The following is a 22,670-nucleotide window of genomic DNA, read 5'->3' as shown; positions in this document are numbered from 1 at the left end:
GTAAAAGTACATCGTGGATCGGGTCGCCCGATACGAGCGCCGTCGTGCGCGCGGGATGGACTCGGCGCTGGAGCACGAAGAACTTCACGAGCTGGTGGATACGTCGATGGGGGCGGGCGCTGGCGCGCCCGCTCGAACGGGCACCTGGCGGTGCCCTGGCGTCGCTGTCGCTCCGCTGCTGTGCTTGCGTGTTGCTTGCGCCTTGCTTGCTCGACGTGGCTGGGCGCGCGTGGTGCGATGTCGTCGAGGGGTCGCGTCGTGCTCGTGGCCGGGTTGGGCACGCGGCGCACTGGCGTGACCGCGCGTGCTGCCGGGCTCGTGCGCGTCGCTGTGCGGCTCGTCGCGGGGTTGGGTGGCTGGGAGTGCTCGGGAGCCCTGTTCGGCGCTCTACGGGCCTCCTGGCGCGGTTTTACGGGCGATTCCAGCTCTCAGCGTGGCCGGGTTGGGCATGGCTGGGGATGACGGGGGTCGCCTCCCGGCTCGTCGAGGCATGCCCACGTCGGCCGCGCCCGCCCCTCCCCCACCGGATGCCGCGCAGCTCCCGCCCGCGCGTGCATTTTTTCGTCCCTCTCCTCTGAGCCTCCGGCCCGACGCCGCGGCGCGCGCTCAGCCTCCGCATGCTGTCACAGAATTCGCAAGCACCTTGCTTGCAAGCTGATTGCAAGTCGCTGACGCTCGACGCGGCCCCGAGACTCCCTGCCCAGCCCGCAAAAGGTCCGCAATACCACGTTTGCAAGCATCCGGCAAGCACCTTGCTTGCAACCTGCCAGCACCGAGCCCGCGGCCGACGACAACCACCACGGCGCACGCCGACGACGGCCGCGAGGAGCTGCACGAGCAGCCCGCCGACGAGCTGGAGCCGAGCACTACTCCCCCACCGGCCACGAAACCACCGCCACAAGCCCGCCACCGCCCCCAGGACGCGACAAAACCCCCTCCCCGGCATCCGGGTAGCCAAACGACGGGAAAGACGCTCAGAACGCCCCACAGCCCCCCACACACGAAACCGGCCCCCAATGTCCACCATTCGGGGGACACGAGAGCCGGAAACGCGCGAAGCCGGGGCCGGGGTCAGGGGTCAGGACAGCAACGGAATCAAGACGCAGGCCAGTGCGGTGCCCGAGAGCACGCCACCGCCGAGGCCGAAAAAGGCCAGCTTCAGAGGCTCGTCGTCGAGGTAAGCCATGAAGGCCGCAGCGAGGCCGATAAGGCCAGCTCCGCCCATGACTACAAGCATCATCGGGTTCGCCGTTATGTAGGCGATGAACTCAGACATCATCGGTCTTTCCCTCCTCTGCGAACTGCTCGGATACTACGCACGGCCGCGGACACCGGGTTGAGTAGCCCGCGATACGTCGGCGGCTTCCGCCGCCTCTCGCTTGTGCCCTGCGATGTCGCCATAGGGCACCGTGGTCTTTCTCGGGGAGCCGTCCCAGTACCCGGAGCGCATGAGCACGCTGACGCTCTTGGGGTTCACGCGGGTGACCTCGCACCACTCCCGCATGTAGAGCACGCGGTCACCCTTGTGGATGGTTTCGGGCGAGTAGTCGCCTGCTTCCCCGGCCTCGATCTGTGACGCGCGGATGGCCTGCCAGAAGGTGACCTGATCCTCGGTTTCTGCGAGCAGCGCGGAGAGCCGGTCTCGGTAGTCACCCGTGGCGGGCGGGTAGGTCTCGACGAAGCCGCCTGCGAAGGTGTGGGAGTAGCCGTCGAGCTTGCGGCGGATGCCGCGGGCCTCGGTGGTCAGCCGCTCGATGCGGCGGGCAACGGTTCGGGGCGCATAGCGGCTGTTGGTGGTCTGCGCGGCGATGCGTGCTCGCTCGGCTGCGTTGTCGGCTGCTGCATCGGCTTCCACGCTCGCGCGGAATGCCGAGTCAGCACGACGGATCGCGGCGCGGTGCCGACCCTCGGAGTGGTGCCCGATCTTGACGGGCTCGCCCATCGGCGGCAGAGAGTCCAGGCGGCGGCGGAGGTTTGCGTCGGCTGCATCCGCGGCGAGCTGGCGACGCTCCGCCTTGTCGGTGAGGGCGGAGACGCGCTCGGTCTGGCGTTCGCGCTTGCCGTCCTCGACTTCGGCCGTGGTGCGGTGGGTCTCGTCGATCTCCAGTTCGACGCTGAATCCGGCGTCGCGGAGTGCGGCGGCGGTGCGGTCGATGATCCAGGTCTTCGGCAGGCGGTCGCGCGACTGGGGCACGTACCACGAGGCGATGGAGCGGCCCCAGCGCCAGCCTTGGCGCTTCAGGATGTCCGCGGTGCCGTCGCCGCGGGCGGTGCCGTCGATCAGTGTTCCGGCCTCGTGGGTGTGGGTAATCGAGAGCATCAGATGTCCTCCGGTCGGCGGTAGTCGTGGCTGCGCGGGCAGTCATGGGTGGTCTCGGCGCGGGTGCAGCGGTCGCCCTCTACGTGGAACGCCTGCCAGACGACGGCGGCGGTCGGCCAGGCTCCCGCGGCCTTGTGAGCGTCTTCCCAGCGGCTGACGGTCGCCCAGTCGGGTCGCTCGATCTGCGCGGCCGGGCATCCGAGATCGCTGGCGCGGTCGCTGATCCACTGGGCGATGCGCACGGGATCGGTGAGACGGCTCAGGCCGGAGTCCTCGAAGGTCTCGCCTCCAGCGGTCTCAATCCACCAGGTGGGGCGCGGGCCGGTGTGCTCGATCCCGGCGCGGTCGTGCGGGTCGTCCTCGTCGCCACGCGATCCGAGATCGACGACGAGGGCGTAGTGCCCGGAGTAGTTCGCGCCCATGTCGGCCCACAGCTCGACATCGAATGGCAGGAGTTCAGCGACCTGGCGCACGTGCTCGTTGGTGCGCTCGATCTCCAGCGAGTCGGCCGCGCGCTCGGCGCGAGCCTGGCTGACGAATCCGTTGTAGTGCAGCGCGTGAGCGAGGTTGTCGCCGCTGTGTGCCGTGGCGATCTCGTCGAGCAGTCGGGCGGATTCCTCGGGGTTGCCGCCCTTGCGGACGCGGAAGGCGATGAGCCGCGCGGCCTGTGTCGTCGTGTTCTTGGTCATGGCCCCATCGTGTCACATCTGCAAGCAACTTGCAAGCAACTTGCTTGCAAGAACTGGATGTGGGAACAAAGCGAGCCCCACGCTTCCAGATCGGAGGGGTGGGGCTCGCTCGGTCGCGGCGGTCAGGCCTTGGCGGGCTTGTGCTTCCGCATGGTCTTGCTGCTTCGGGAGGTCGTGCCCGCCCATCCGCCGCAGTGGGCGCAGTAGCCGCCGTTGCCGGACATGAAGCCCGTTCGCACCTGCCCGTCTTTCCAGTCGGTGGTGCCGGAGCCGGTGCAGTATTCGGCGGCTTTCCGCTCGGCCTCACGCTCGTAGAAGTCCGTCCAGGACAGCGGCGCGGAGGGGTAGCAGGTCGTGCAGAGCACGGCACCCTGAGCGGCGACGGCTTCCGCTTCGGTCTGGCCCGACAGCTCGGGGAGCCAGGCGAACGCGGTGAGCTTGCCGTTTCGGTTACAAGTCGAGCAGTGCATTGACGAGTGGATGTGCCCGCCCTGCACGAGGAAGAACCGCGACCACGGGCGGCGCGCGTACTCGGCGTGCAGCGGTGCCTCTTCGGCGGCGATCCCCGCGAGGGCGGCGGTCGCCTTGTCGAAGCTCTCCAGCAGGCGGCGGTGGTTGTAGCCGAACACCTGGTCATCCTCGACGCGAGCCCGGAAGGCTGCCAGGTCGGCATCCGTGAGCGGGATGCGCAGCCGTGCGGAGCTGGGGACGCGGTTGCCGAGGGCGCGGTAGATGTCGCGGCGGCTCCGCTCCAGCGCAGCGCGGGCGATGCCCTCACGCTGGTACAGCTCGGAGAGCAGGGTGTCGATCTCGGTTGGGGTCGCGGTCGCGGTGTCCATGTCGTCTTCCTCGGTAGCTCAGTGAGCCGCAGCAGCGCGGCGCTTCCAGTGGTGGAGGTTCTTCAGCTCGACGTGCTGACGGTAGGTCAGCGGGCCGAAGGGGTGACGGGCTACAGCGCGCTCGTAGCGCTCGATCATGCGGGCGGGGGAGAGGGCGGTGTCGTTCGTCATAGCTCCACCTTAGATCATCTGCAAGCAAGTTGCAAGCATCTTGCTTACAACTACCGCGGCCACCCTCCACGCCGGGAGTTGAGGTACATCACGACGGCGAACGGGGCGAGGATCATCGCCGCCAGCACCCCCGGCACGAACGAGGGCGGCAGGAGCGACAGGACGAAGAAGACGAGGGCGAGGTACGCCCCGGCGATCACCACGAGCAGCAGGCCGCGCAGCAGCGCACGGCGGAGCCGCCGCGCGGGGCGGCTCCGGTTGTCGAAGCTCTGCACGTCAGCGTCCTTCCGCGGTCATGTCCTGAGCAAAGGCTACGGGGCATCCCAGACGCGCCCCCTCGGGGTCGCGACGGAGCACCCAGAGCGCATGCAGCCGGTCGAAGTAGTCGGGGCGGCGGGCGCATCCCGCGGTGAACTCGTCGAAGGCCTCAGCCGTGGACTCGATGTCACCGCCTCGCGCGTCCGCCTCGGCCGTGTACTTGGCCGCGTAGCGGTAGGCGCGGCGCATGCTCCAGGTGAAATCCGGGTGAGTAGAGACGCGCTCGATCTCGCCATCGCTGAAGCGAACCTGCAAGCTCCGGCAGTCGTCGGCAACGCTCACGACGATGCAGCTGTAGTCCAAGACGCAGCCGGGCCGCATCGCGCCGACCGGCTCGCCGGGCGTGTATCGCTTGGTCATCGTTCTTCCTCTCGGTTGAGTTACCGGGTTACGCAACTGAGTTTAGTTCCTGGGTTGACAAGACCACAACTCAGGAACCAAACTGAGTTGCATGACCAATGTTCAGCACGATCACCACGAGCACGTGGTGTACTACGCCTACACGGCACAGCAGGCCGTCGCTGACGGGCTGTCTGTCGAGCCGTTCCCCGAGGTCACACGAGAAGCCGGATTCCGGCTCTCGGTGATCCTCACGACCGCCGCCTACGCCGATGTCGTCGAGTGGACGCGCGACGACATCGGGCAGGACGAGAGCGGGCGCTGGTGGGATGTCCTCATGGCCGCGCGCATAGCTGCGAAACGCGCGCTAGGGCACCCAGGAGCGCCGTTCTGGTTCGAGGTGTACCGAATCCCCAACAAGGCCCCAAACGGCGCTGAGAGCCGCGTGGAGCTTCCTATCGCCGCTCGGCTCCGTATCCGCGTCGAAGCATTCGACTGGGAGCTGACGCCATGCCTGGTCATCAGCCTTCCCGACGAGGAGGAATAGACCACCGATGCCCCAGCTCACCGCTGACGCAACCGAGGAACGAAACTCGGTTGCGTACCATGACCTCATGGCCAAGAACTCAGCCCCGCAGGATCGCAAGCGCTCCGACCTCACCGCACTCGCGGAGGAGTCGCGCACCTTCCCCGAGCGTCGCCGCGCCGCGGTGCTCCGTGCCCGTGAAGAGCCGGGCAAGCTCACCTGGCGCGAGATCGCCGCTCTGCTCGACATGACTGAAGCCGGGCTCCGAAAAGCGATGAACGCCGACTCCTCCGAGCTGTCGAACACCTAGCCATCATGACGACCACAGACCGACGCGCCGAAGCTTCGATGACCGCGACGCAACGCACCATGCGCACGAGTCCGGCAGGGCTCCATGAAGGCGTGGGCTGCGAAGCAGGCCACGGCAACCCCCGTGCGAAAGCCCGTGCGCGCGCGACGTGTGGTCACGTTAAGAACCCTTCCAGAGATGGTTACGTGAAAGAGCTACGTGAGAAAACTACTTGGGGCGGCTCAGATTCAGCCGATGACCTGGTATTAATCGAAGGCGCGCGTCACCAAATACCCCCGGCCGCGTCACCAAATACCCCCGGCCGCGTCACCAAATACCCCCGCTGCGCCGAGTTATCCACAGGACGGCCCTGGGGGTATTTGGTGACGCGGGGGCCAGTTATCCACAGGCCGAAGATTGCCAGCGACTTGCAAGCAGGTTGCACGCGGCAAGATTGCAGGTTGCAAGGGGCGCATTTCGCGCCTCTCCAAGGTGCCCGGAATGCGCGCAGATTTGTGCAAGGATCGGGCAAAGATTCGGCCCCACGGAGCTGTCACTCCTGGGGCCGGTGGAACGCTAAGAGGAGCGCTCGATGACGAAGATATCACTCGACCAGAAGCACCCGCTTGACCCGACCTGGCGCGAGCGGAAGCTACTCGACCTCCAGACCGAGCTAGAACTCAGTGGCGAGGAGCGAGGCGATATCGCCTACACGTCGCCGCTCTGGGCTCGCTTCAGCCTTCCGCACCGCAACCCTGGCGATGCCCCCCGTTGGGAAGCGCGCAACAACGGAGTCTCGCTCATCGTCCGCCCCGGCGAGAAGCTGACCGCTGACGGCTCGTGGGTGAGCGCGGGTTACCCCTTCGGCGTCATCCCTCGGATGGCGCTGACATACATGGCCACCGAAGCCGTGCGCACCCGTGAGCCCGTTATCCACCTGGGCGACTCGCAGCGCGAGTTCATGTCCAAGCTCGGGCTCTCCCACGGCTCAACCGACCGCCGCCGCATCCGCACGCAGATTGAAGCGCTCGCCGCGTGCGATATCCAGCTCAGTGAGCACGCGACGACCGATGACGGCTGGGGCTACCGCTTCCAGAAGCTCCCGATCACCAAGGGGCTACAGCTCTGGCTCAACGGCCGCGACGACGCCCCGGCGCTCTGGGGCTCTAGCGTCGTGCTCTCCGAGGAGTTCTTCGAGTCCATCGTCACCGCGGCGATGCCGGTTTACCTCGACGATCTCCGCGCCCTCGGCGGCTCGTCGCTCCGGCACGACATCTATGTGTGGCTCACCTATCGCCTCAACTCGCTTGAGAAGAGCACGCACGTGACCTGGGAGCAGCTTCACGCCCAGTTCGGATCGAGCTTCAAGCTCGTGAGGCAGTTCAAGCCCAAGTTCCTCGAAGCCCTGAGCGATGTCACGAAGGTCTACGCGACCGCGCGTGTGCGCGTCACCGACAACACGCTGATTCTCATGCCGTCGCCCCGGCACATCCCGCAGCGCTCCATCACGAGCTAACGCCCTCGCGGATGCTGGCCTGACATGCCGAGCACAGCGTCATCCCTTCCGGGAAGAAACCCGCGTCAAAGCGGGGATAGCAGAGCCCGGCATAGCCGATGACTTCGCCGCACAGCGACGACGTTTCTCGGAAGTAGTGCATCGGCTCGGAGAGATCGGGTCGGGTGATCGCCCACCCGTGCGGATGCCGGGCCGGTTGGCCATCCCCATGCCGCTGAAGCAGCTCCACGGTGTCATCAGGGGAGGCCACCGCGGCGAAACGGGGCAACGTCTTCCACGCGCGCAGGAATCGCCGGCCATGCTGCACCACCGTGGCATCCCCGACCGGGGGCGTGCGCAGCTCAATGGTGAACGTGTCCGACACACGGACGGACACGAGGTCATCCGGCTCAACGGCTGCAAGGGGAATTTGCACAGGGCCGCTACCTCTCTGTGCGCCCGGTCGGGTAGCCAGGCGGTCGCCCCATTCTACGGGGGAGAGGCCACGCGACTAAAGGGGATTCCTCTGCTATGGCCCGCGAGAATCGGCAAGCAAAATGCTTGCAAGTAGCTTGCAAGTTGGATAGGCTCGAAGGGTACAAGCAGAAGGAGGTTCGATGTACGGCGCAACCGAGACCGGCCGCACGACCGGCATCAGCTACGGATCGCGAATCCCGACGATCTGGGTTGACGTGAAGACCGGCCAGGGGGTCACTCAGGACGGCACGACTGTGACGCCGAAGATCGGGGATCGGCGCAAGGCTCCGAACCTCACCGATCTCCTCGACACAGCTGCGGGCTATGGCGCGCGCCGGATCATGCTGTGCGGCGAGAAGCCCGAGCCCGCTCCAGGCGTCCGGCACTGGCTCTTCGTGCAGACGCCCGGATGGAAGGCGACCGGCCACAAACGCAGCGCGCCGATGGTGGGCAGGTTCGAGCACATCCAGACCGGGCAGAAGGTGGACGTGCGTACCGCGGGGGAGTGGTTCCCCAAGGTCTCCGATCCCGACAGCGACGATGACACACCGCTCCCCCTGAAGCCCTGGCAGGCGCGGGAGGCGTGGAACGTCACCGAGGCGGTGATTCAGGGCATCCTCCCGAAGCAGTTCCTCCTCTACACGCCCTCTCGTACCGGCATGAGCATGTGGTGGCAGTCCCTCCGGCGTGACAGCCAGAAGCAGCTCATCATCCCGCCCGCCATCGACCGCGATATCGCGGCAGACCTTCACCGCACGAGCGGACAGCATCACGTCGAGCACCTGGTGGCCGGAGAGTACGCCTCACAGCACCCCGACTTCGTGCCGCTCATTGACCCCGCGAAGACGCCCAAGATCGACACCTTCAGCTATGTCGATGGCCGGTTCATGTACGCCGCGCTTGGCCGTGAGCTGGGGATCGGCCCCGGCGTCCGGCTCAACCGCGCCGCCGCCTACGACCTCATGACCACCGATCCCTTTGCCCGCGCCTGGTACGAGGTTCGCTTCACCGTCCCCGAGGGGTGGCGGCACATCGGCATCCTGGGCGTGCAGCACGAGAACCCCGCCGATGGATGGTTCTACCCGAACCGGCCCGGAGCGCGACACACCACGTGGGCGGATGCCTCCGAGGTCGCGGTGGCCCTCAACGCGGGCTGGCTCATCGAGCCGCTGCAAGCAATTCGCTGGCAAAAGGACAAGCCGCTCGACACCTTCATGAGCCGCCTGAACAAGGCCCGCGATGCGGTCGAGAAGAACCAAGAGCTGCCGTGGATGCTGCGCAAGGCCGTCTCGTCGGCGCTGCGGCAGATTCTCATTCAGACGGTCGGCTCCTTCGCCTCGCGCGGCACGACGAAGACGATCCTCGTCGAATCCGCGCTCGACATCCCGGCCGAGTACCAGGGGCGCGCTACCCGTCACGGCAAGTTCTTCACCTACGAAGCGCCGGGAGATCGGTGGGAGTCGCAGAACTACCGGCCCGAACTGGCCGTGCAGGTCTGGGGGCGCGGCCGTGCTCGCCTCCTCTCCGCGCCCACCGCGCAGGGGACGCCCGCGGGCGGCGCGCTGCGCCTTCCCGGCGAATCCCTCATCGGGGTCAACGGCGATGCCGTCTACAGCACCGTTGTGCCCGAATGGTCGCTGCCTGTGACGCGGGGCGGTGGCGACGACGGGAACACCGGACGGCTGCGCATCAAGGGCGCGCTGCGCGGATCGTTCAAGACCCCCACGACCCGCGAGGCCCGCGACCGCCTCCGCGACCGCGCCGAGAAGGCCGGGCCGCGCGGGGCACTCACCGAGGAAGGGGCCGAGTGATGGCCGAAGACAAGCGCTCTGCCCGCGAGCTGATCCAAGAGCTGCGCGGCCGTGGCGTCTCCACTACCGAGATCGCCCGAGAGCTGCGCCGCGATCCCAAGATGGTGCGCAAGGTGCTCAACGGCGAGACGAGCGGTGCTCTCTACACGACCACGCTGCGCGAGCTGGCGACCACCGGCCGCGCGACGACCATCCCGCCCCGCCGACGCGGCCGTGACGGCAACCTCGTGCCCGTCCGCACGAAGGCGGGCTCTGAGACGAAGACCACCGTTCCCGAGGACACGGGAGGCCGCTACACACCCGAGAAGCAGGGTGGACGGCTCCAGACCACGACGACCTACATGGGCGGCGGTGGCCGTCAGCACGAACTCAAGCTGCCGAAGGGCAAGACGGCGAAGGGCCGCACCACGGCCGAATCCGAGCTGCTGCGTCTCACCCGCGCCGCTGCGCGCGGGCAGTCCAAGGACACGCAGAAGCGCATTCGGCTCCAGCTCACCTACGCCAACGGCCGCGTCATGGAAGTCAACGACTACAACGCCTCCTCGCTCCTCAACCGCTTCAATCAGCTCGGCGGCGGGAACCCGCTGCACTGGCTCGCGTCCCAGGCTGCGGAGCGCTACGCCAACCTCGATGTCTCGAAGGTGCCGATCACGGGCGTCACCATGACGGTCTACGACTCCCAGCGCACCGACAAGTCGAGTCGCGCCTACAAGCCACGAAACTCCGAAGACCGCTAGACCTTGCAAGCAACTTGCAATAAAGTAGCAATCAACTAGAAAGGGTTGAATCCATGACTGAGCACCTGAAGGCGCTCCTCGCAGAGCGCAGTGAGCCCGTCAGGCTCACCGTTGGCAACCTCAAAGGGGGAACCGGCAAGAGCACCACGGCCGTTGAGATCGCGCTGACGCTGGCGCGCTTCAGCGATCTCCCGGTGATGCTCGTCGATGCCGACAGCATCAACGGAACGACCTTCGAGTGGAGCGAGCTGGCCGGGGAAGAGTGGCCGTCCGAGATCAACGTGCACTACTGGCCGTCGATCAACCTCGCCAAGCGCGTGCGCGACTCGGGGCACACCGGCCACCTGGTGATCGACACCGGCCCCGGTGACGCCGGGATTCTCCGTCAGGCGCTCTCGGTCACCGACTACCTCGTGACCCCCATCACGGCATCCCCGGCCGAGGCCGTGCGCATCAAGCCCACTCTCGAAGCTGCGGCCGAGATCGGCGTCAGCCACCCCCTCGAACTCAGCGTTCTCTTCACCCGCGTGAAGCCCAACACCGTGAGCCTCCGAGAGGCCAAGGAAGCCATCGCGAATGTCGGTCTCGACGTGCTCCCCACCGATGTGCCGTTCGTCCTGCTCTACAGCCAGGCCTTCGGCACCGTTCCCGACGACCTCGGGGTGTTCCCCCAAGTCCTGACAGAAATCCTCGAAGGAGGCGACGACGAATGACCGACAAGAAGGCTCCGGCCAAGACGCCCGCTAAGCCCACCCGGCCGCGGAGGAAGACGCCCGACTGGGGCGCTCTCGCATCCAAGAGCGAGAGCGCGCCCAGGGAAGAGATCGAGCGTGAGGAGGCCGCTCCCGCGGCGGCTCCAACCGCTCCCAAGGCCGACGCTGCCCCGGCCGTGAAGGTGACCCCCTCGGGCAAGGTCATTCCGATCACCAAGGCGCAGACGTTCCGCCTCCCGCCCGACGCGCTCCAGATCATCGCGGAGGAGAAGGCCGAGGAAGCTGCGCTGGGAAAGAGGCTCACGAACGACGCCGCCGTGGCGGAGGCGCTGCGCATGTGGGGCAAGGCCCGCCGTCAGGCTCGCCAGCGCAACAAGGACTAAGCCGCACGCATACGACGAGGGCCGATCCCGTTTCTGGGATCGGCCCTCGTCGTTTGCGTGCGGGGGTCAGGCCTTCGGCTTGTCGGAGGACATCAGCCAGACGACGAGTCCCACAGTGAAGAGCTGCCCGACGAGGAACGCGAGATAGACGCTCCATCCGAGAACCATACCCATGTTCATGAAGAGGCCGGTCACCAGGCCGGTCGCCAGCACCGGGAGCGTGCGGGCGACGGAGCGGCGCGCGCGGATCTTGCGAGTGAGGTCGAGGAGGCCATAGATCACGAGAGCGGTGGACACGTAGGCGGCGAAGTACGCCCCGAACGGGTTGCCGGTGAGCGATGCAGAGACGACGATGACGACGAGTGCGGCGAGCACTGCATAGAGGGTCGCGGTCGGCGTCCAGCGCAGTCGAGCGCGCGGAGCGGGTGCAGTAGCAGCCTTGGACATCAGTGCTCTCCAGCCTGCCCGGCACGTGCGGCCAGGCTCTCGCGGAACTGCTCCAGCAGCTCCTCTTCAGTGACGCCCTTCAGCGCTTGACGGTGCTCCAGGAGAACCGTCATCGCGACGCGGACGAGCGTGTTGATAGTGAGCCGCCGACGCTCGGCCGAGGGCACTGAGGACTTCTCGCGCTTCAGTCGATTCACGACCTGCGTGCCCTGGTCGTACTGCCTCACGTACATCTGACCCTCGAATCGCTGGGTCGGTTGATCGACCATCTTGCGGGGGCCGGGGCGCTTCGCGCGGGGCTTCGTCGGCGGTGCTTCCTGGTGCGAATCGGAGGTTTCCGCGGGGGTCTCGTGGTGCTCGTGGTGCTCGTGATTCTGGCCTTCGTGCCAGGGGGTCTCGGGGTGGTCGTAGTCGCTCAACGTGCCCTCCATCGCGGGATCAAACAGGGTGGTGAATCAGTGTCCCGATTCTAACAGATTACGTTCAACATAGGCAGGTGAAGCGGCGCACGTAATCTGTTCCATGCGAGGCGGTGGGGATGATGGGGCGTACCCGCGTGGAGGCGCGAAGGTGAAGAACGGATTACGTTATCTCAGAGCCATCCGCGGGGGTATGCCTGGGCTGCCGGAAGTGAGCTTCAGGGACTCTCGAAACGATGAAGCCGCCGAACGTGCTCTGTTAGGAGCAGCCGGGAGTCGATAGCGTCGATCTCCCCTCCGGCTGGCAGGGTGAGCACGCCCAGGGAATTAACGTAATCCGGTTGCGGAGTGTTCCTCGCATCGACCTCGCACGGTCGAGTGGTTACAACGTAACCTGTTCTTTGCCCCGGCAGGACCGGAGAGGCAGGAGAAGCGGCGAGCTAACGTAATCTGTTTGCAAAATGGCGTTTCCTCGGACGGTTTGCGCCAACAGATTACGTGACCAAAGAACGGGCAGGGTGACCAACGGGCGCGCCCGCGAGCCCACGTAATACGTGAGTCCGAGAGGGGCGATGACCGATGCGCAGCATGCACGGGTTACGTTGCTTCGGTGCCAGCTTGTCTATGCACGGGTTACGTTGTGAGACTGTTGGCGGTCAGGCCCATCGCCCGGATCGCTGAAGCGAGAGCGAATCGCACGTAATACGTTTCCTGAAGATCGCCAAAAATCGCACGTAATCTGTTAGGATTTGGGTATCTGTCCGGCGGTTTGAACCCTCGGGACGGGGTTGGATCGCTTAGGCCGCTACAGCCGCTGAAGCAGCGCAGCCTAAGCGTACCAGGCCTGTCAAGGGGGTGGGAGGGTCAAAATGCAGCAATCTGCAAGCAACAAGCAATCGACTGACAAGCGTTCAGCCAGCGACATGCTGAGGATCACGGGTGTGGTTCTCCTAGTCGTCGCGCTGGTACTCGGGGGAGCGGCCTATCAGTTCGCGTTCACTGCTGGCATTCCGCTTGCGATCTGCTTCGGCATCGTGGGTGTCGCGGTGGTCGTCCTGTCTGTCTTCGTCGCTCGAAGGGCCGAGCAGCGCGAGCGATTCGCGGCCTTCCTCGCGAGTGAGCTTGGCGCGGACTGGGATTCGTCCAAGCTGAAGGCTCGGAAGTACAAAGATGGCGTGCCCCTGGATGTCGATTTCGAGTACCAGAAGCGCCAGCCCGACCATGACCCCGAGTGGCGTCGCCAACTCACCGAAGCGGTGCGTCGTCGGATGCACGTCGATGAGATCAAGGCGACGTGGAAGGCGCGGAAGCCGCGCGTTCGCATGGTCGGTCTCATGACGATCATCAGCGAGATCGACAAGGCGCGTCAGGTCGCAATCGACCGCATCCGTCTCGTTCTTCAGCCGCTCTTCCGCAACGTCGAGCTTGCCGTCGATGTGCCGAGCTGGCAGAGCGAAGACAGCCTGCATCCGAACCGCATTGAACTCGCCTACGGCGTGACCACCGTGGACGGCTCCGACCTGTGGGTGCGTCGTGTGGAGGCGACTGCCGGACTGAAGCTCGGAGGCCGTTGGCGCGCTCAGTTTGACCCGACCAAGGATCGCGGATTCCTGGAGCCCCGCCCGGTGCTTCCGACCAACCTTCCGCACCCAGGCGTGAAGCTCTACGACGGCTCCGACCCGAGCCTTCCGAAGCCCTCTCCGAAAGCACCCTGCCTGTACTACGGTCACGACGAGAACGGGAAGCCTCGCGGGTGGGTGATCGGCAAGAAAAGCACCATGCCGCACATGCTCATCATCGGCCCCACGGGTGGCGGTAAGACGACCGTGCTCCGGTCGCTCATCCTTGGCGCTGTCGCTCAGGGCATCCCCGTCTTCGCCGCCGATCCGAAGATGATCGAGCTGACGCCGTTCTACGGATTCCCCGGCTGCTACATCGCGTCCACCCCAGACGAGATCGCCACGATGATCGAGGCGATGGAGGCGCTCATGATGGAGCGCTATCGAGCCATCAAGGCCAATCCGCACATCGCGGACACTCTCTCGCCCGTCCTGTTCATCCTGGACGAGCTGCTGATCGCTCGGCAGGTGCTGAAGCGCCTCCACGCTCAGCGGAAGCTCCGGGGCACGCCTCGGTGGTTCGAGGACATCCAGGCGCTTGCAGCGCTCGCGCGCTCGGCACAGATCAACGTCGTCATCGGCGTGCAGCGCCCGGACGCCTCGCTCTTCGACGACGGTTCGCGAGACAACTTCCGCCAGCGCCTCGCGCTCATGCGCGTCAGCCCCCAGGGCTCCGAAATGCTCTGGGGGCCGGGTCAGCGTTTCGTCGGTGTTGATCTCCCGATGGTGCAGGGGCGTGCGATGGCGTCGCCGGACGGAGACACCCCTATCGAAATGCAGACATTCTGGGTGGCCGACCCGATCACAGCGTCCGGGCAGGATCGCGAAACCATCGAGGCCTTCCGAGAGCTGGGGCAGCGCAACTTCGCGGACTACAAGCCGCCCGTGGACGTGTCGCCGTTCCTGAACGACATGCCGGACATCGACCCTGCGAGCCTGCCGACCGGGGGCGACGACATCGACCTCGGCACGGCCGACGACATCCAGGACGCGCAGTCCAGCCTCGCCAATCTCGATACCCAGGACGTGAAGGCCGAGCAGATCGCGGCCGGGGATCAGATCATGCTCGACGAGGACGAGACCGAGCCGGTCGAGGTCGTCGATGTCGAGGAAGACGAGTTCGACGAGGACGCGGTGCGCCTCACGGTGCGCACGGCGAGCGGCGAAGAGTACCGCTCGCTCGGCCGCGATCACTACGTTTCCCGAGTGCTCTTCCCGGACGCCGCGTGAGAGCGCGTCAGAGGGCGTCAGCCAGCCCCGTTAGCATCGGATCAGCCAATTACGGAGGGGGGTTTCCGTCAGGGGGTGCCGAGAATGTGTTCGGAGAACGATCTGAGCGCACGTTCGATCTCGGCGCGATCCGCGGCCCAGTAGATGACCGGGCCGCTTCCACGGGGGTGCGTCGTGTGACGCTCGGACAGCAGTCCGTCAGCGGTGAGCGTCGTCAGGTGGCGTTGCAGCCCCGACCGGCTTATCCCCAGCTCGGCCATCAGATCAGCGGCCGTCAGCTCGCCCCTCTCCAGCACCAGGCGCAGCACTTCAACGCGGGCGCGGGTAACTCCCAGAGCGCGGGTGATTCGCTCGGCCTCTGGGTCGGGAAGGGGCGGGGTCATCTCGTTCATCGTAGTGAAAGCTATTTGCTCATTATGCGTAAATAGCCTAGATTAGACCACAGGAAATCCATCCAGAGGAGAACCCATGAGCAACATCTTCGCCAGCGGCATCGTCCCGATGGTCGGCTTCGACGGCAGCGCCGTCGGCAACTGGCTTGCCGACAACATCGTGTTCGTCATGGTCGTCATCGTGGCCATCGTCATCCTGACCTTCGCCATCACCAAGAAGCCCCGTGACGCGGGTATCGCCTTCGCCATCTGCCTCCTCGCGTTCCTGCTCCTCGCAATCGGCGCGTACTGGCGAGAGCTGGGGGAGTGGATTCGCATTACGTTCCTCGGCGGGGCGTGACCGCACGTGTACGTCTACACGGATGACGACCTGACGCGGATCAACCGCGACTATCTCGGCCCGAAGGGCAAGCGTCTTCCGTGGGTTGCGACCTACCGCGCCTACGGCGTCTCCATCGCGGTTCTCGTCGGCATGTTCGGCCTCTTCATGGCCCTCAACGTGCCGCTGAGCCAGTGGACGGCTCTGCTGTATGCGTTCCTCTCGGTGCTCGTCATCACCTGGATCGTCCGCCGCATGAAGCGCGACGTGTCCATCTGGGCGATGGCGAGGGCGGGCTATCAGGAAGTGACGGTGCCCCGAGCGGCACGGCCCGCTCCCAAGAGGCACACCATCGCCGCCAGCGTGCAGCGCTGGGACTACAACGCACAGCCCGCCCCCCGTTGGTGGGAGCGGCGTTCGCACTCGACCAAGAAGACATCCGTCACGGCTGGCTCACGTCAGCCCGCACCAACCCACCCCGGTGGTCGGCGCGCTGCTCGTCGCCGCGCCGACCACTAGGGCAGACAGAGGAGAGAGCATGCCTGAGCAGGACAGCAGCGCCCGGTGGATCGCCGCCATGCAGGCGGGCGACCTGGAAGCGCAGAAGGTCATCGCAGGCGGTACGCCCAGCGACACCGACAGCGACATTCTGGGGAAAGCCGCGACGCGCGCCGCTCGTGCAGCCGGGAAGCTCTCTAAGACCGAGCGGGAGAACCGCAAGCGCGAGCGTCAGGCGGCTCGTGAGCTGGAGGCGCAGAAGAAGCCCCGCCATGACAAGCCCCGGATCGAGGCCGAAGACAAGCTGAAGCTGAAGGCCACCATCGGGCACGTCACCTTCGACGACACCGAGGTCTGGGCCTGGTACGTCGTCGCCGGTCTCTCCCACGGCTTCAGCCCCGTGGAGGAGATCGAACAGGCGATCACGGCCGATGCGAAGGCCTACGCCTCGCTCGTCGGCCGTCGTCTGCGGATTCGCTCGACCACACGGCCCTACAGCGTCCGGCAGTGGGCGAAAGACACCTACGACGATGCCCGCGCCAGCGGAGCGCCTGTAGATGCGTTCGGCCGCGTGTACCTCCCGGAGAGCCAGCGCCACATGCAGCAGCGGAGCTTCAGCGAGAAGTGGGTCATGCTCGGCGTCCGCATTTCGACGTTCCGCAAGTTCGGCCGCGATCCGCTCCGCGAGCTGGCTGCGCTTCGCGAGACCGTCGAGGACATCGGGCACGCGCTCATCAACTCCTCGCTCATGGCAACCCCGGCCACCACCGAGGACATGGAATGGCTGCTGCGCCGCTCTATCGCTCTGGGCGTGCCGATGCCCCGCGTCGGTGTGACCGCCGACTATGAGCGCGATGACATCGCGGAGCTGACCGCCTCCGCCGACTGGACGGCCGAGCCGCTGACCAAGCACCTTACGGTGACCGCCTCCGTCCCCGACGCGAAGGACAGGATCAAGATGGAGGTTGCCGTGCTCGCGCTCGGACGCCTCAGCGACCAGGCCATTCCCCAGGAGACGCAGACCGGTTGGATGCAGCGCACCGACCGGCTCGGTTTCCCCGTGGAGTGGGTCGCCACCATCGACGTAATCCCCGAGCAGAAGACTCAGAGCTGGATTCGCGGACGCATGGACATCATCCGCGACCAGATGAAGCACTACGTGGATGAGCACCAGATCGCGCCCCCCGCATCGCTCAACCGGCACATGGCCATCGCCACCGACATTCAGACACAGCTCGACTCCGATCACCAGGGCACGGCTATCCGCACGGTCGGGTGGTATCGGGTCGCTGTCTCGGCCCCCGACGAGACTCTGCTGAAGGAACGGGTGGCCAAGCTCCGCGCCGTCTACGGCTCGCGCGCAGAGCTAGTTGAGGTTCCGAACCAGTACCACACCGCCCGCGAGTTCATCCCCAACGAGCCCGTCGCAACCGGCGCACACAAGCGCCGCATGTCCGTCACGACGCTCGCCGCCGCCATCCCCCAGGGCACCGCTGAGGTCGGAGACCGCTGCGGTGTGACTCTCGGCTACACGGCCGGTTCCGCGATGCGTGCTGTGGCCTGGAACACCCACTGGGACATGGAGCTGCGCGACCGTTCGGGCCTCCTCCTCATCGCGGGAGGGCTCGGCTCCGGGAAGACGAACCTCATGGGCTGGATCATCGTCCAGTCGGCTCTCTCCGGCGTGCAGTGGAGCGTGCTCGACCCGTCCGACCGCCTCGGCCGTCTCTGCGACCTTCCCGAGCTGAAGGAGCACGCCCGCTACATCAACCTCATGAAGGGCCGCGCCGGAGAACTGAGCCCCTACCGCGTGGTAGCGGAGCCCCGTCGTGAGCACTTCGAGACCGAGGAGGAATGGCTGCGCGAGGTCAGCGACGCGCAGGGCACCCGCCTGTCGCTCATGAAGGACATCCTCAACAGCTTCCTCGACAAAGACCTCCGCGACGGCAACACCGCGACGCTCCTCACTCGCGCGCTCGCGGACGTGCCGCCCCTGCGGGAGTCCTCGCCCACAGATGTTCTCGACGTGCTCGACCGGATCGCTGAGCAGCAGGCGCACACCGACCTGAGTGAGGGCCACCGGGTGCGGGCACGCGATCTCTCCATCGAGTACCGCCGCCTCGCGACGACGCCCATCGGAAAGCTGATCTTCCCCCCGGCAGGATCGCCGCCGCTCGACGACGCGGACGACGACAAGCTGCTGAACGTCTACACCCTCAACGGCATGGCCATCCCCTCGGCCAAGAGCATCGCGTCCGGAAACATCGACGAGCGCTCCCGCCTCAGCATGTCGATCATGACCCTCGCGGCATGGCTCGTGCAGAGCCGCATCTACCTCGGCAACCCGCACCGTCGCAAGGGTCTCGGGATCGACGAGGGAAAGACCATCACCACCATCGACGCGGGCAAGAACCTCATCACCAAGACCGCGACCGACTCCCGTAAGTTCAACCTCCGCGCCATCCTCTGCTCCCAGAACGTGACGCACTTCGACGTGGACTCCGACAGCGAAGACTCTCTGAGCAACCTCGTCGGAGCAGCCATGATCGGCCACACCGAAGGCGACAACGAGGCGCGGGCCGCTCTGAAGGTGCTGGGGGCTCCGGTCGGTCAGGGTTACGAAGCCATCCTGAAGACGCTGCGCCCCCAGTCGAAGCGTCGGGAGGAGATCAAGCACGATCTCGACGGCAATCTCTCGATGCGCACCACGAAGGACAACAAGCCCCGGCACTTCATCTTCAGCGACGGGCGCAACACCGAGCGCATCGTCATCGACATGGACTCGATGCCGCACGTCAAGGAAGCCCTGAACTCGCGCCCGAAGTCCTATGCCGAAGCGGGAGCGCCGACCGGCTCCACCCCTGACGGGCAGGCGGGGGAGGCGGCAGCATGAACACCATCCCCGCCCGCCGCCTCCTGTCGGCTGCTGGCATCGTCGCGCTGCTCGCCGCGATCCTGTTCGTCTTCGCGCCCATGAGCTCGGCGGCAGCCGAGTGCAAGCCTCCCGGCATTCCCGACTACGCCGGATCAGGCGTCAACGGAGCCATCGACCCGAAAATCGAAGAGCCCAGCGGCGGCAACTACTACGGCCTGTACAGCTGGGGCGGTCTGCGCTGGAACACCTGCGATATCCAGCCCTTCGGCTCCGTGGCCCCCGACGTGCTCGCGGAGCTGGACACCTGGGCGGGTAACGGACTCCTCGGCGCAGGAACGGGCATCGCCGCCATCATGACGGCGATGCACAAGTGGTCGGCAGACCCCGGCGCGCTGCTGAAGCCCATCGACGACAAGATTGTGCAGCTCAGCGAAATCTCCACCGAGATTTTCTTCGGACAGTGGGCGTTCGCGCTCATCGTCTTCGCCGCCATCGGCGTCCTCGTCGCCGCCATCACCCGGAACGTGCGAACCACGATGATGACGCTCGTCTCGGTGCTGGCGGCATGCGCGTTCGTCGCGGTCGTCTCCTCCGCGCCCCTGACCATCGCCCAGTCCACGGATGGCGTCGCATCGTCAATCGTCTCCGCGGCCGACGCGAAGGCGCTCGAATACGCGGGCATCCCGGACTCCGCTCCCGAAGGCGGCGGCGTCTACGCCAACACCGAAGAATCCACCGGGGCGATCCTGCGTGACGCGATGCTTCAGCCGATGTGGCGCATGGGCATGACGGGCGTCCAGAGCGCCGCCGACCCCACCGAGGCCATCTTCAAGGCCTCCACGGCATCGTGGGAGGAAGTCGAGAACGGGTACAAGCCGGAGGAGAAGCGCGACGCCTACAACGAGGCTGTCGAAGCGGTGAAGAACGATCCCGCGATCTCGAACCAGTACCAGACCATCAAGGGACAGAGCTACAACCGCACCGGCGCGGGCTTCCTCGGCGCGTTCATGACCCTCGTCGTCGCTCTCATCCGCGTTCCCGCTGAAGCGCTCATGTTCCTCGGCATGCTCGTCATCCGATTCATCCCACTGATTGGGCCGATCTTCGCCGCCCTCGCCATCCCCGAGCAGACCCGGCCCGCGGCCACGGCGGCGCTGAAGATCGTCGCCGCCGCGATCTTCAACGTCGTGGTGTTCGGCGTCATCGCATCGGTGCACACCGCGATCACCGCGATTCTCTACGTGAACGCCGCAAACCTGTTCGTCAACACGATCATCAGCGTCCTCGTCACCTACCTCCTCCTGAAGCTCTCCAAGCCCTACCGATCCGTCACCAGGCTCGCCACAGGCAAGGCCGTAGCAACCGAGCTGGAGCGGGCACCGGATGGGCCGGGCAACGCCATCAAGGGCGTCATCGGCATGGCCACCGGAACCGTCATGGGCAACATCGTCTCCGGCCGCGGGGACTCCGACCGGAAGACCAAGCGCGAGCTGAAAAAAGACGCTGCACTCGAACGCATCGACCGGGGACACCCCGGCCCCGATGTCGTCAACAAGGGCTGGAGGGAAGCCCCCGCGATCCATCCCGGATGGTCGAACGCGCCGGGCGGCAGCGGAGCTGGGCTCGCGGACGGAGACGGCCCGTTCTACCAGCCGGAGCGCGACACCACCATGCGCTTTGAGGACGGACTGACCACGGCCGACCTGGAAGCTCCGCACGTGACCGCCACCATGCCCGATCTCCTCATCGAGCCGGAATGGGACAACGGCCGTCTCGCGACCAACATCTTCGTGCCCGACGCGGAGACGAATGTCGTCATCCCCGAGCACCAGGTGAACATCCGTGCCGAGGAGCCTGTCGTGACCATCAGTGACGACGGTGCCAACTACTTCCGAGTGGAGCAGTGATGCAGGCTTTCTTCGTCGAGCTGGGTTACTTCCTCGCAACCGTATGGTCGAACGTGTGGCGCTGGGCGCTGCGGAAGCGCCGTAACCTCGCGCTCACGGTCGGCGTCATCATCGTGCTCTTCGTCGTCGTCGCCACGATCATGCAGGGTGCCTCCTCCCGCCCCACGGCGCGGCCGACCGCGACGCCCACACCGACACCGACCGAGGTCTACACCGAAGTCACCGCCCGTCCCGTCGCAGGCGGCGAAGGGACAGGGACAGCCACGCCGACGCCTGAACCGACCGAGACGGCCCCCGCCGACGAAGCCGAGAAGGCCGCGCGGCAGTGGGCGACCGACTACCTCGAACGCCCCTCCGCGGAAGACACGAGCTGGAAGACCGAGCTGGAGGCCTACACCATCCCCAGCGTCGTCGCTCAGCTCGACGGGCAGGCCTTCCGCCCCGAGGGCATCCTCTACGGCAAGGCTCCGACGACGGTCACCGATGTCACGATCTCCGCGCCGCCCCAGGACGCCGAGACAAGCACGCCCGTGCGCTGGAGCCGGTCACTCGCCGCCACGGTTCAGGCTCAGGACGGCTCCACCACCAAGGTCACATTCGGCATTGTGCTCATGCAGAGCGACAAGGGCTGGATGGTGACTTCCGTCGAAGAGATCAGCGTGGAGGAGGAAGGCTAATGCTCCGGCTGCTCTCCCTGAAGGCGCGGCTCATCATCATGGCCGTCGCCGCGGTGCTCGTGATCCTCGTGGTGGCCATCGTCGCCGTGGCGTTCGTCATCATCGGATCGCAGTCGGCATCCGCGGCCCCCTGCAACCCGGTCAACCCTGGAGTCCCCGCACCGAGTGGCCAGCGGGAAGAGCAGCTCGCCAACGCGAAGATCATCGACCAGACCGCCGCCAAGCTCGGCCTGTCCGGGCAGGCCTCGCGGGTCGCGATCATCGCGGCGATGGGGGAAAGCTCGCTCATCAACATCGACTATGACGATGATGCGACCAACCCGGACGGCTCTACGGCTGACGGCGGGGGACTCTTCCAGCAGCAGCCGAGCCAGGGATGGGGCACCTGGGAGCAGATCATGGACCCCGAGTACGCGACGACGAGTTTTCTCATCGGCGCGAAGCACGACCGGACAGGCGGGCTCGTCTCCGTCGACGGCTGGGAGAGCATGGAGCCCACGCTGGCGATCCACGCCGTGCAGATCAACGCCGACGCTCAGCACTACGCCCGCTACTACGCGCAGGCTGACGAGATCATCGCTGCTGCGGGGATCGACGTCAGCCGTCCGGGATCGGGCGGCGGCACCGACCAGCCCGGAGGAAGTGGCTGCAACGTCACTCCCGTGGGGCAGGCGGCATACCCTCTCGACACCCCATACAACAAGACCTCCGACTACGGCCCCCGCGAGATCAACGTGCCCGGCGCATCGACCTGGCACCCCGCCGACGACTACCAGAACTGGCCCGCCTGCGGGAAGCCGTTCTACGCGATGCTCCCCGGCACCGTCACCCTCTCTGACAGGCTGTGGCTCTCCGTCACGTCGCCCGAGGGATACGTGATCTCCTACCTGCACTCGTACAAGTCCGAGCGGGCCGTCAACGTCGGGGACACCGTGGAAGCTGGGCAGCAGCTCGGGCTCGTCGGCAACGAAGGCCCGAGCGGCGGATGCCATGTCGATGTGCGGATCAACGTGGCACAGAACACCAACCCCAGCGTCGCCCAGCTTCCCCGCGGCGACGCCTCCGCGGGCGCAGGGAACTACGTCAACCCCGTCGAGTTCTTCGCCCTGTTCAACCTCGATGTCTGCCCGCAAGAGTGGTGCCGAGACTTCAGCAAAGAGTGACCCCGGATGGAGCCCCC

The 22,670-nt window shown here is 66.2% G+C and carries 25 protein-coding genes; 14 read left to right on the top strand and 11 right to left on the bottom strand.

The window, feature by feature from the left end; translation table 11 throughout:
• Window positions 1–1,078: 1,078 nt before the first annotated feature.
• From RS84_RS00240 to RS84_RS00215, 7 genes are all read right to left on the bottom strand, one after another.
• Complete coding sequence (locus tag RS84_RS00240) at window positions 1,079–1,279, bottom strand: hypothetical protein (RefSeq protein WP_045255754.1); 201 nt, start codon at window positions 1,277–1,279, stop codon at window positions 1,079–1,081.
• A 33-nt stretch (window positions 1,280–1,312) separates the two neighbouring features.
• Entirely contained in the window at window positions 1,313–2,320 is a 1,008-nt protein-coding gene (locus RS84_RS00235; protein WP_045255753.1) for a DUF3560 domain-containing protein, read from the bottom strand.
• The gene (locus RS84_RS00230) at window positions 2,320–3,009 is read right to left on the bottom strand and encodes a hypothetical protein (protein ID WP_045255752.1); all 690 of its coding nucleotides are present in this window, start codon (window positions 3,007–3,009) and stop codon (window positions 2,320–2,322) included. The genes RS84_RS00235 and RS84_RS00230 overlap by 1 nt, the downstream gene beginning before the upstream one ends.
• Before the next feature lie 122 nt (window positions 3,010–3,131).
• A complete protein-coding gene (locus RS84_RS00225) occupies window positions 3,132–3,848 on the bottom strand; it encodes a hypothetical protein (RefSeq protein WP_052676142.1) in 717 nt (238 codons plus the stop codon).
• Between the two features lie 18 nt (window positions 3,849–3,866).
• The gene (locus RS84_RS19250) at window positions 3,867–4,019 is read right to left on the bottom strand and encodes a hypothetical protein (protein WP_160298152.1); all 153 of its coding nucleotides are present in this window, start codon (window positions 4,017–4,019) and stop codon (window positions 3,867–3,869) included.
• Window positions 4,020–4,069: 50 nt separating this feature from the next.
• Window positions 4,070–4,294 carry a hypothetical protein gene (locus RS84_RS00220; protein ID WP_045255751.1) on the bottom strand — a complete coding sequence of 75 codons (225 nt, stop codon included), beginning with the start codon at window positions 4,292–4,294 and terminating at the stop codon, window positions 4,070–4,072.
• A 1-nt stretch (window position 4,295) separates the two neighbouring features.
• A complete protein-coding gene (locus RS84_RS00215) occupies window positions 4,296–4,697 on the bottom strand; it encodes a hypothetical protein (protein ID WP_045255750.1) in 402 nt (133 codons plus the stop codon).
• A gap of 91 nt (window positions 4,698–4,788) precedes the next feature.
• Here RS84_RS00215 and RS84_RS00210 point away from each other — a divergent pair, with 91 nt between their 5' ends.
• The 3 genes from RS84_RS00210 to RS84_RS00200 all read left to right on the top strand — a co-directional run bounded on the left by RS84_RS00210 (window position 4,789) and on the right by RS84_RS00200 (window position 7,007).
• Window positions 4,789–5,223 (top strand): transposase, encoded by a 435-nt coding sequence (locus RS84_RS00210; protein ID WP_052676141.1) that lies wholly within the window; start codon window positions 4,789–4,791, stop codon window positions 5,221–5,223.
• A gap of 67 nt (window positions 5,224–5,290) precedes the next feature.
• Window positions 5,291–5,512, top strand: coding sequence for a hypothetical protein (locus RS84_RS00205; RefSeq protein WP_152641703.1), 222 nt, complete (start codon window positions 5,291–5,293; stop codon window positions 5,510–5,512).
• Between the two features lie 571 nt (window positions 5,513–6,083).
• Window positions 6,084–7,007 (top strand): replication protein RepA, encoded by a 924-nt coding sequence (locus tag RS84_RS00200; RefSeq protein ID WP_045255748.1) that lies wholly within the window; start codon window positions 6,084–6,086, stop codon window positions 7,005–7,007.
• Here the strand turns inward: RS84_RS00200 and RS84_RS00195 are convergent.
• Complete coding sequence (locus RS84_RS00195; protein WP_045255747.1) at window positions 6,997–7,383, bottom strand: hypothetical protein; 387 nt, start codon at window positions 7,381–7,383, stop codon at window positions 6,997–6,999. The two genes, RS84_RS00200 and RS84_RS00195, sit on opposite strands and share 11 nt — an antisense overlap.
• A 220-nt stretch (window positions 7,384–7,603) precedes the next feature.
• On the opposite strand from RS84_RS00195, the gene RS84_RS00190 reads away from it, so the two are divergent.
• From RS84_RS00190 to RS84_RS00175, 4 genes are read left to right on the top strand one after another with little or no spacing between them, the layout of a single operon-like run.
• The gene (locus tag RS84_RS00190; protein WP_045255746.1) at window positions 7,604–9,274 is read left to right on the top strand and encodes a hypothetical protein; all 1,671 of its coding nucleotides are present in this window, start codon (window positions 7,604–7,606) and stop codon (window positions 9,272–9,274) included.
• The gene (locus RS84_RS00185; protein ID WP_045255745.1) at window positions 9,274–10,011 is read left to right on the top strand and encodes a hypothetical protein; all 738 of its coding nucleotides are present in this window, start codon (window positions 9,274–9,276) and stop codon (window positions 10,009–10,011) included. The genes RS84_RS00190 and RS84_RS00185 overlap by 1 nt, the downstream gene beginning before the upstream one ends.
• Before the next feature lie 53 nt (window positions 10,012–10,064).
• Entirely contained in the window at window positions 10,065–10,724 is a 660-nt protein-coding gene (locus tag RS84_RS00180; RefSeq protein WP_045255744.1) for a ParA family protein, read from the top strand.
• Window positions 10,721–11,107, top strand: a complete 387-nt coding sequence (locus RS84_RS00175) for a hypothetical protein (protein WP_045255743.1) — start codon at window positions 10,721–10,723, stop codon at window positions 11,105–11,107. The genes RS84_RS00180 and RS84_RS00175 overlap by 4 nt, the downstream gene beginning before the upstream one ends.
• Window positions 11,108–11,173: 66 nt before the next feature.
• Here RS84_RS00175 and RS84_RS00170 read toward each other — a convergent pair whose 3' ends face one another.
• Both RS84_RS00170 and RS84_RS00165 read right to left on the bottom strand, forming a co-directional pair.
• On the bottom strand, window positions 11,174–11,554 hold the full coding sequence (locus RS84_RS00170; protein WP_045255742.1) for a hypothetical protein: 381 nt from the start codon (window positions 11,552–11,554) through the stop codon (window positions 11,174–11,176).
• On the bottom strand, window positions 11,554–11,985 hold the full coding sequence (locus RS84_RS00165) for a hypothetical protein (protein WP_045255741.1): 432 nt from the start codon (window positions 11,983–11,985) through the stop codon (window positions 11,554–11,556). Before RS84_RS00165 ends, RS84_RS00170 begins: the two co-directional genes overlap by 1 nt.
• A 929-nt stretch (window positions 11,986–12,914) precedes the next feature.
• Between RS84_RS00165 and RS84_RS00160 the strand changes: the two genes are divergently transcribed.
• Window positions 12,915–14,822 carry an FtsK/SpoIIIE domain-containing protein gene (locus RS84_RS00160; RefSeq protein WP_045255740.1) on the top strand — a complete coding sequence of 636 codons (1,908 nt, stop codon included), beginning with the start codon at window positions 12,915–12,917 and terminating at the stop codon, window positions 14,820–14,822.
• Between the two features lie 68 nt (window positions 14,823–14,890).
• Here the strand turns inward: RS84_RS00160 and RS84_RS00155 are convergent, their stop codons facing one another.
• Complete coding sequence (locus tag RS84_RS00155; RefSeq protein WP_045255739.1) at window positions 14,891–15,214, bottom strand: ArsR/SmtB family transcription factor; 324 nt, start codon at window positions 15,212–15,214, stop codon at window positions 14,891–14,893.
• Window positions 15,215–15,290: 76 nt separating this feature from the next.
• Between RS84_RS00155 and RS84_RS00150 the strand changes: the two genes are divergently transcribed.
• From RS84_RS00150 to RS84_RS00125, 6 genes are read left to right on the top strand one after another with little or no spacing between them, the layout of a single operon-like run.
• Window positions 15,291–15,554 (top strand): hypothetical protein, encoded by a 264-nt coding sequence (locus RS84_RS00150; RefSeq protein ID WP_045255738.1) that lies wholly within the window; start codon window positions 15,291–15,293, stop codon window positions 15,552–15,554.
• Between the two features lie 6 nt (window positions 15,555–15,560).
• A complete protein-coding gene (locus RS84_RS00145) occupies window positions 15,561–16,052 on the top strand; it encodes a hypothetical protein (RefSeq protein WP_045255737.1) in 492 nt (163 codons plus the stop codon).
• A 19-nt stretch (window positions 16,053–16,071) separates the two neighbouring features.
• Window positions 16,072–18,924 carry an ATP-binding protein gene (locus tag RS84_RS00140; RefSeq protein ID WP_045255736.1) on the top strand — a complete coding sequence of 951 codons (2,853 nt, stop codon included), beginning with the start codon at window positions 16,072–16,074 and terminating at the stop codon, window positions 18,922–18,924.
• Window positions 18,921–20,813, top strand: a complete 1,893-nt coding sequence (locus RS84_RS00135; protein ID WP_045255735.1) for a type IV secretion system protein — start codon at window positions 18,921–18,923, stop codon at window positions 20,811–20,813. The genes RS84_RS00140 and RS84_RS00135 overlap by 4 nt, the downstream gene beginning before the upstream one ends.
• Window positions 20,813–21,490, top strand: a complete 678-nt coding sequence (locus RS84_RS00130) for a hypothetical protein (RefSeq protein ID WP_045255734.1) — start codon at window positions 20,813–20,815, stop codon at window positions 21,488–21,490. Before RS84_RS00135 ends, RS84_RS00130 begins: the two co-directional genes overlap by 1 nt.
• A complete protein-coding gene (locus RS84_RS00125; protein ID WP_045255733.1) occupies window positions 21,490–22,653 on the top strand; it encodes a M23 family metallopeptidase in 1,164 nt (387 codons plus the stop codon). Before RS84_RS00130 ends, RS84_RS00125 begins: the two co-directional genes overlap by 1 nt.
• Window positions 22,654–22,670 lie beyond the last annotated feature (17 nt).

It is taken from the genome of Microbacterium hydrocarbonoxydans, assembly GCF_000956475.1.
GTDB classification, from domain to species: Bacteria; Actinomycetota; Actinomycetes; order Actinomycetales; family Microbacteriaceae; genus Microbacterium; species Microbacterium hydrocarbonoxydans_A.
This window is presented reverse-complemented; position numbering and strand designations above follow the sequence as displayed.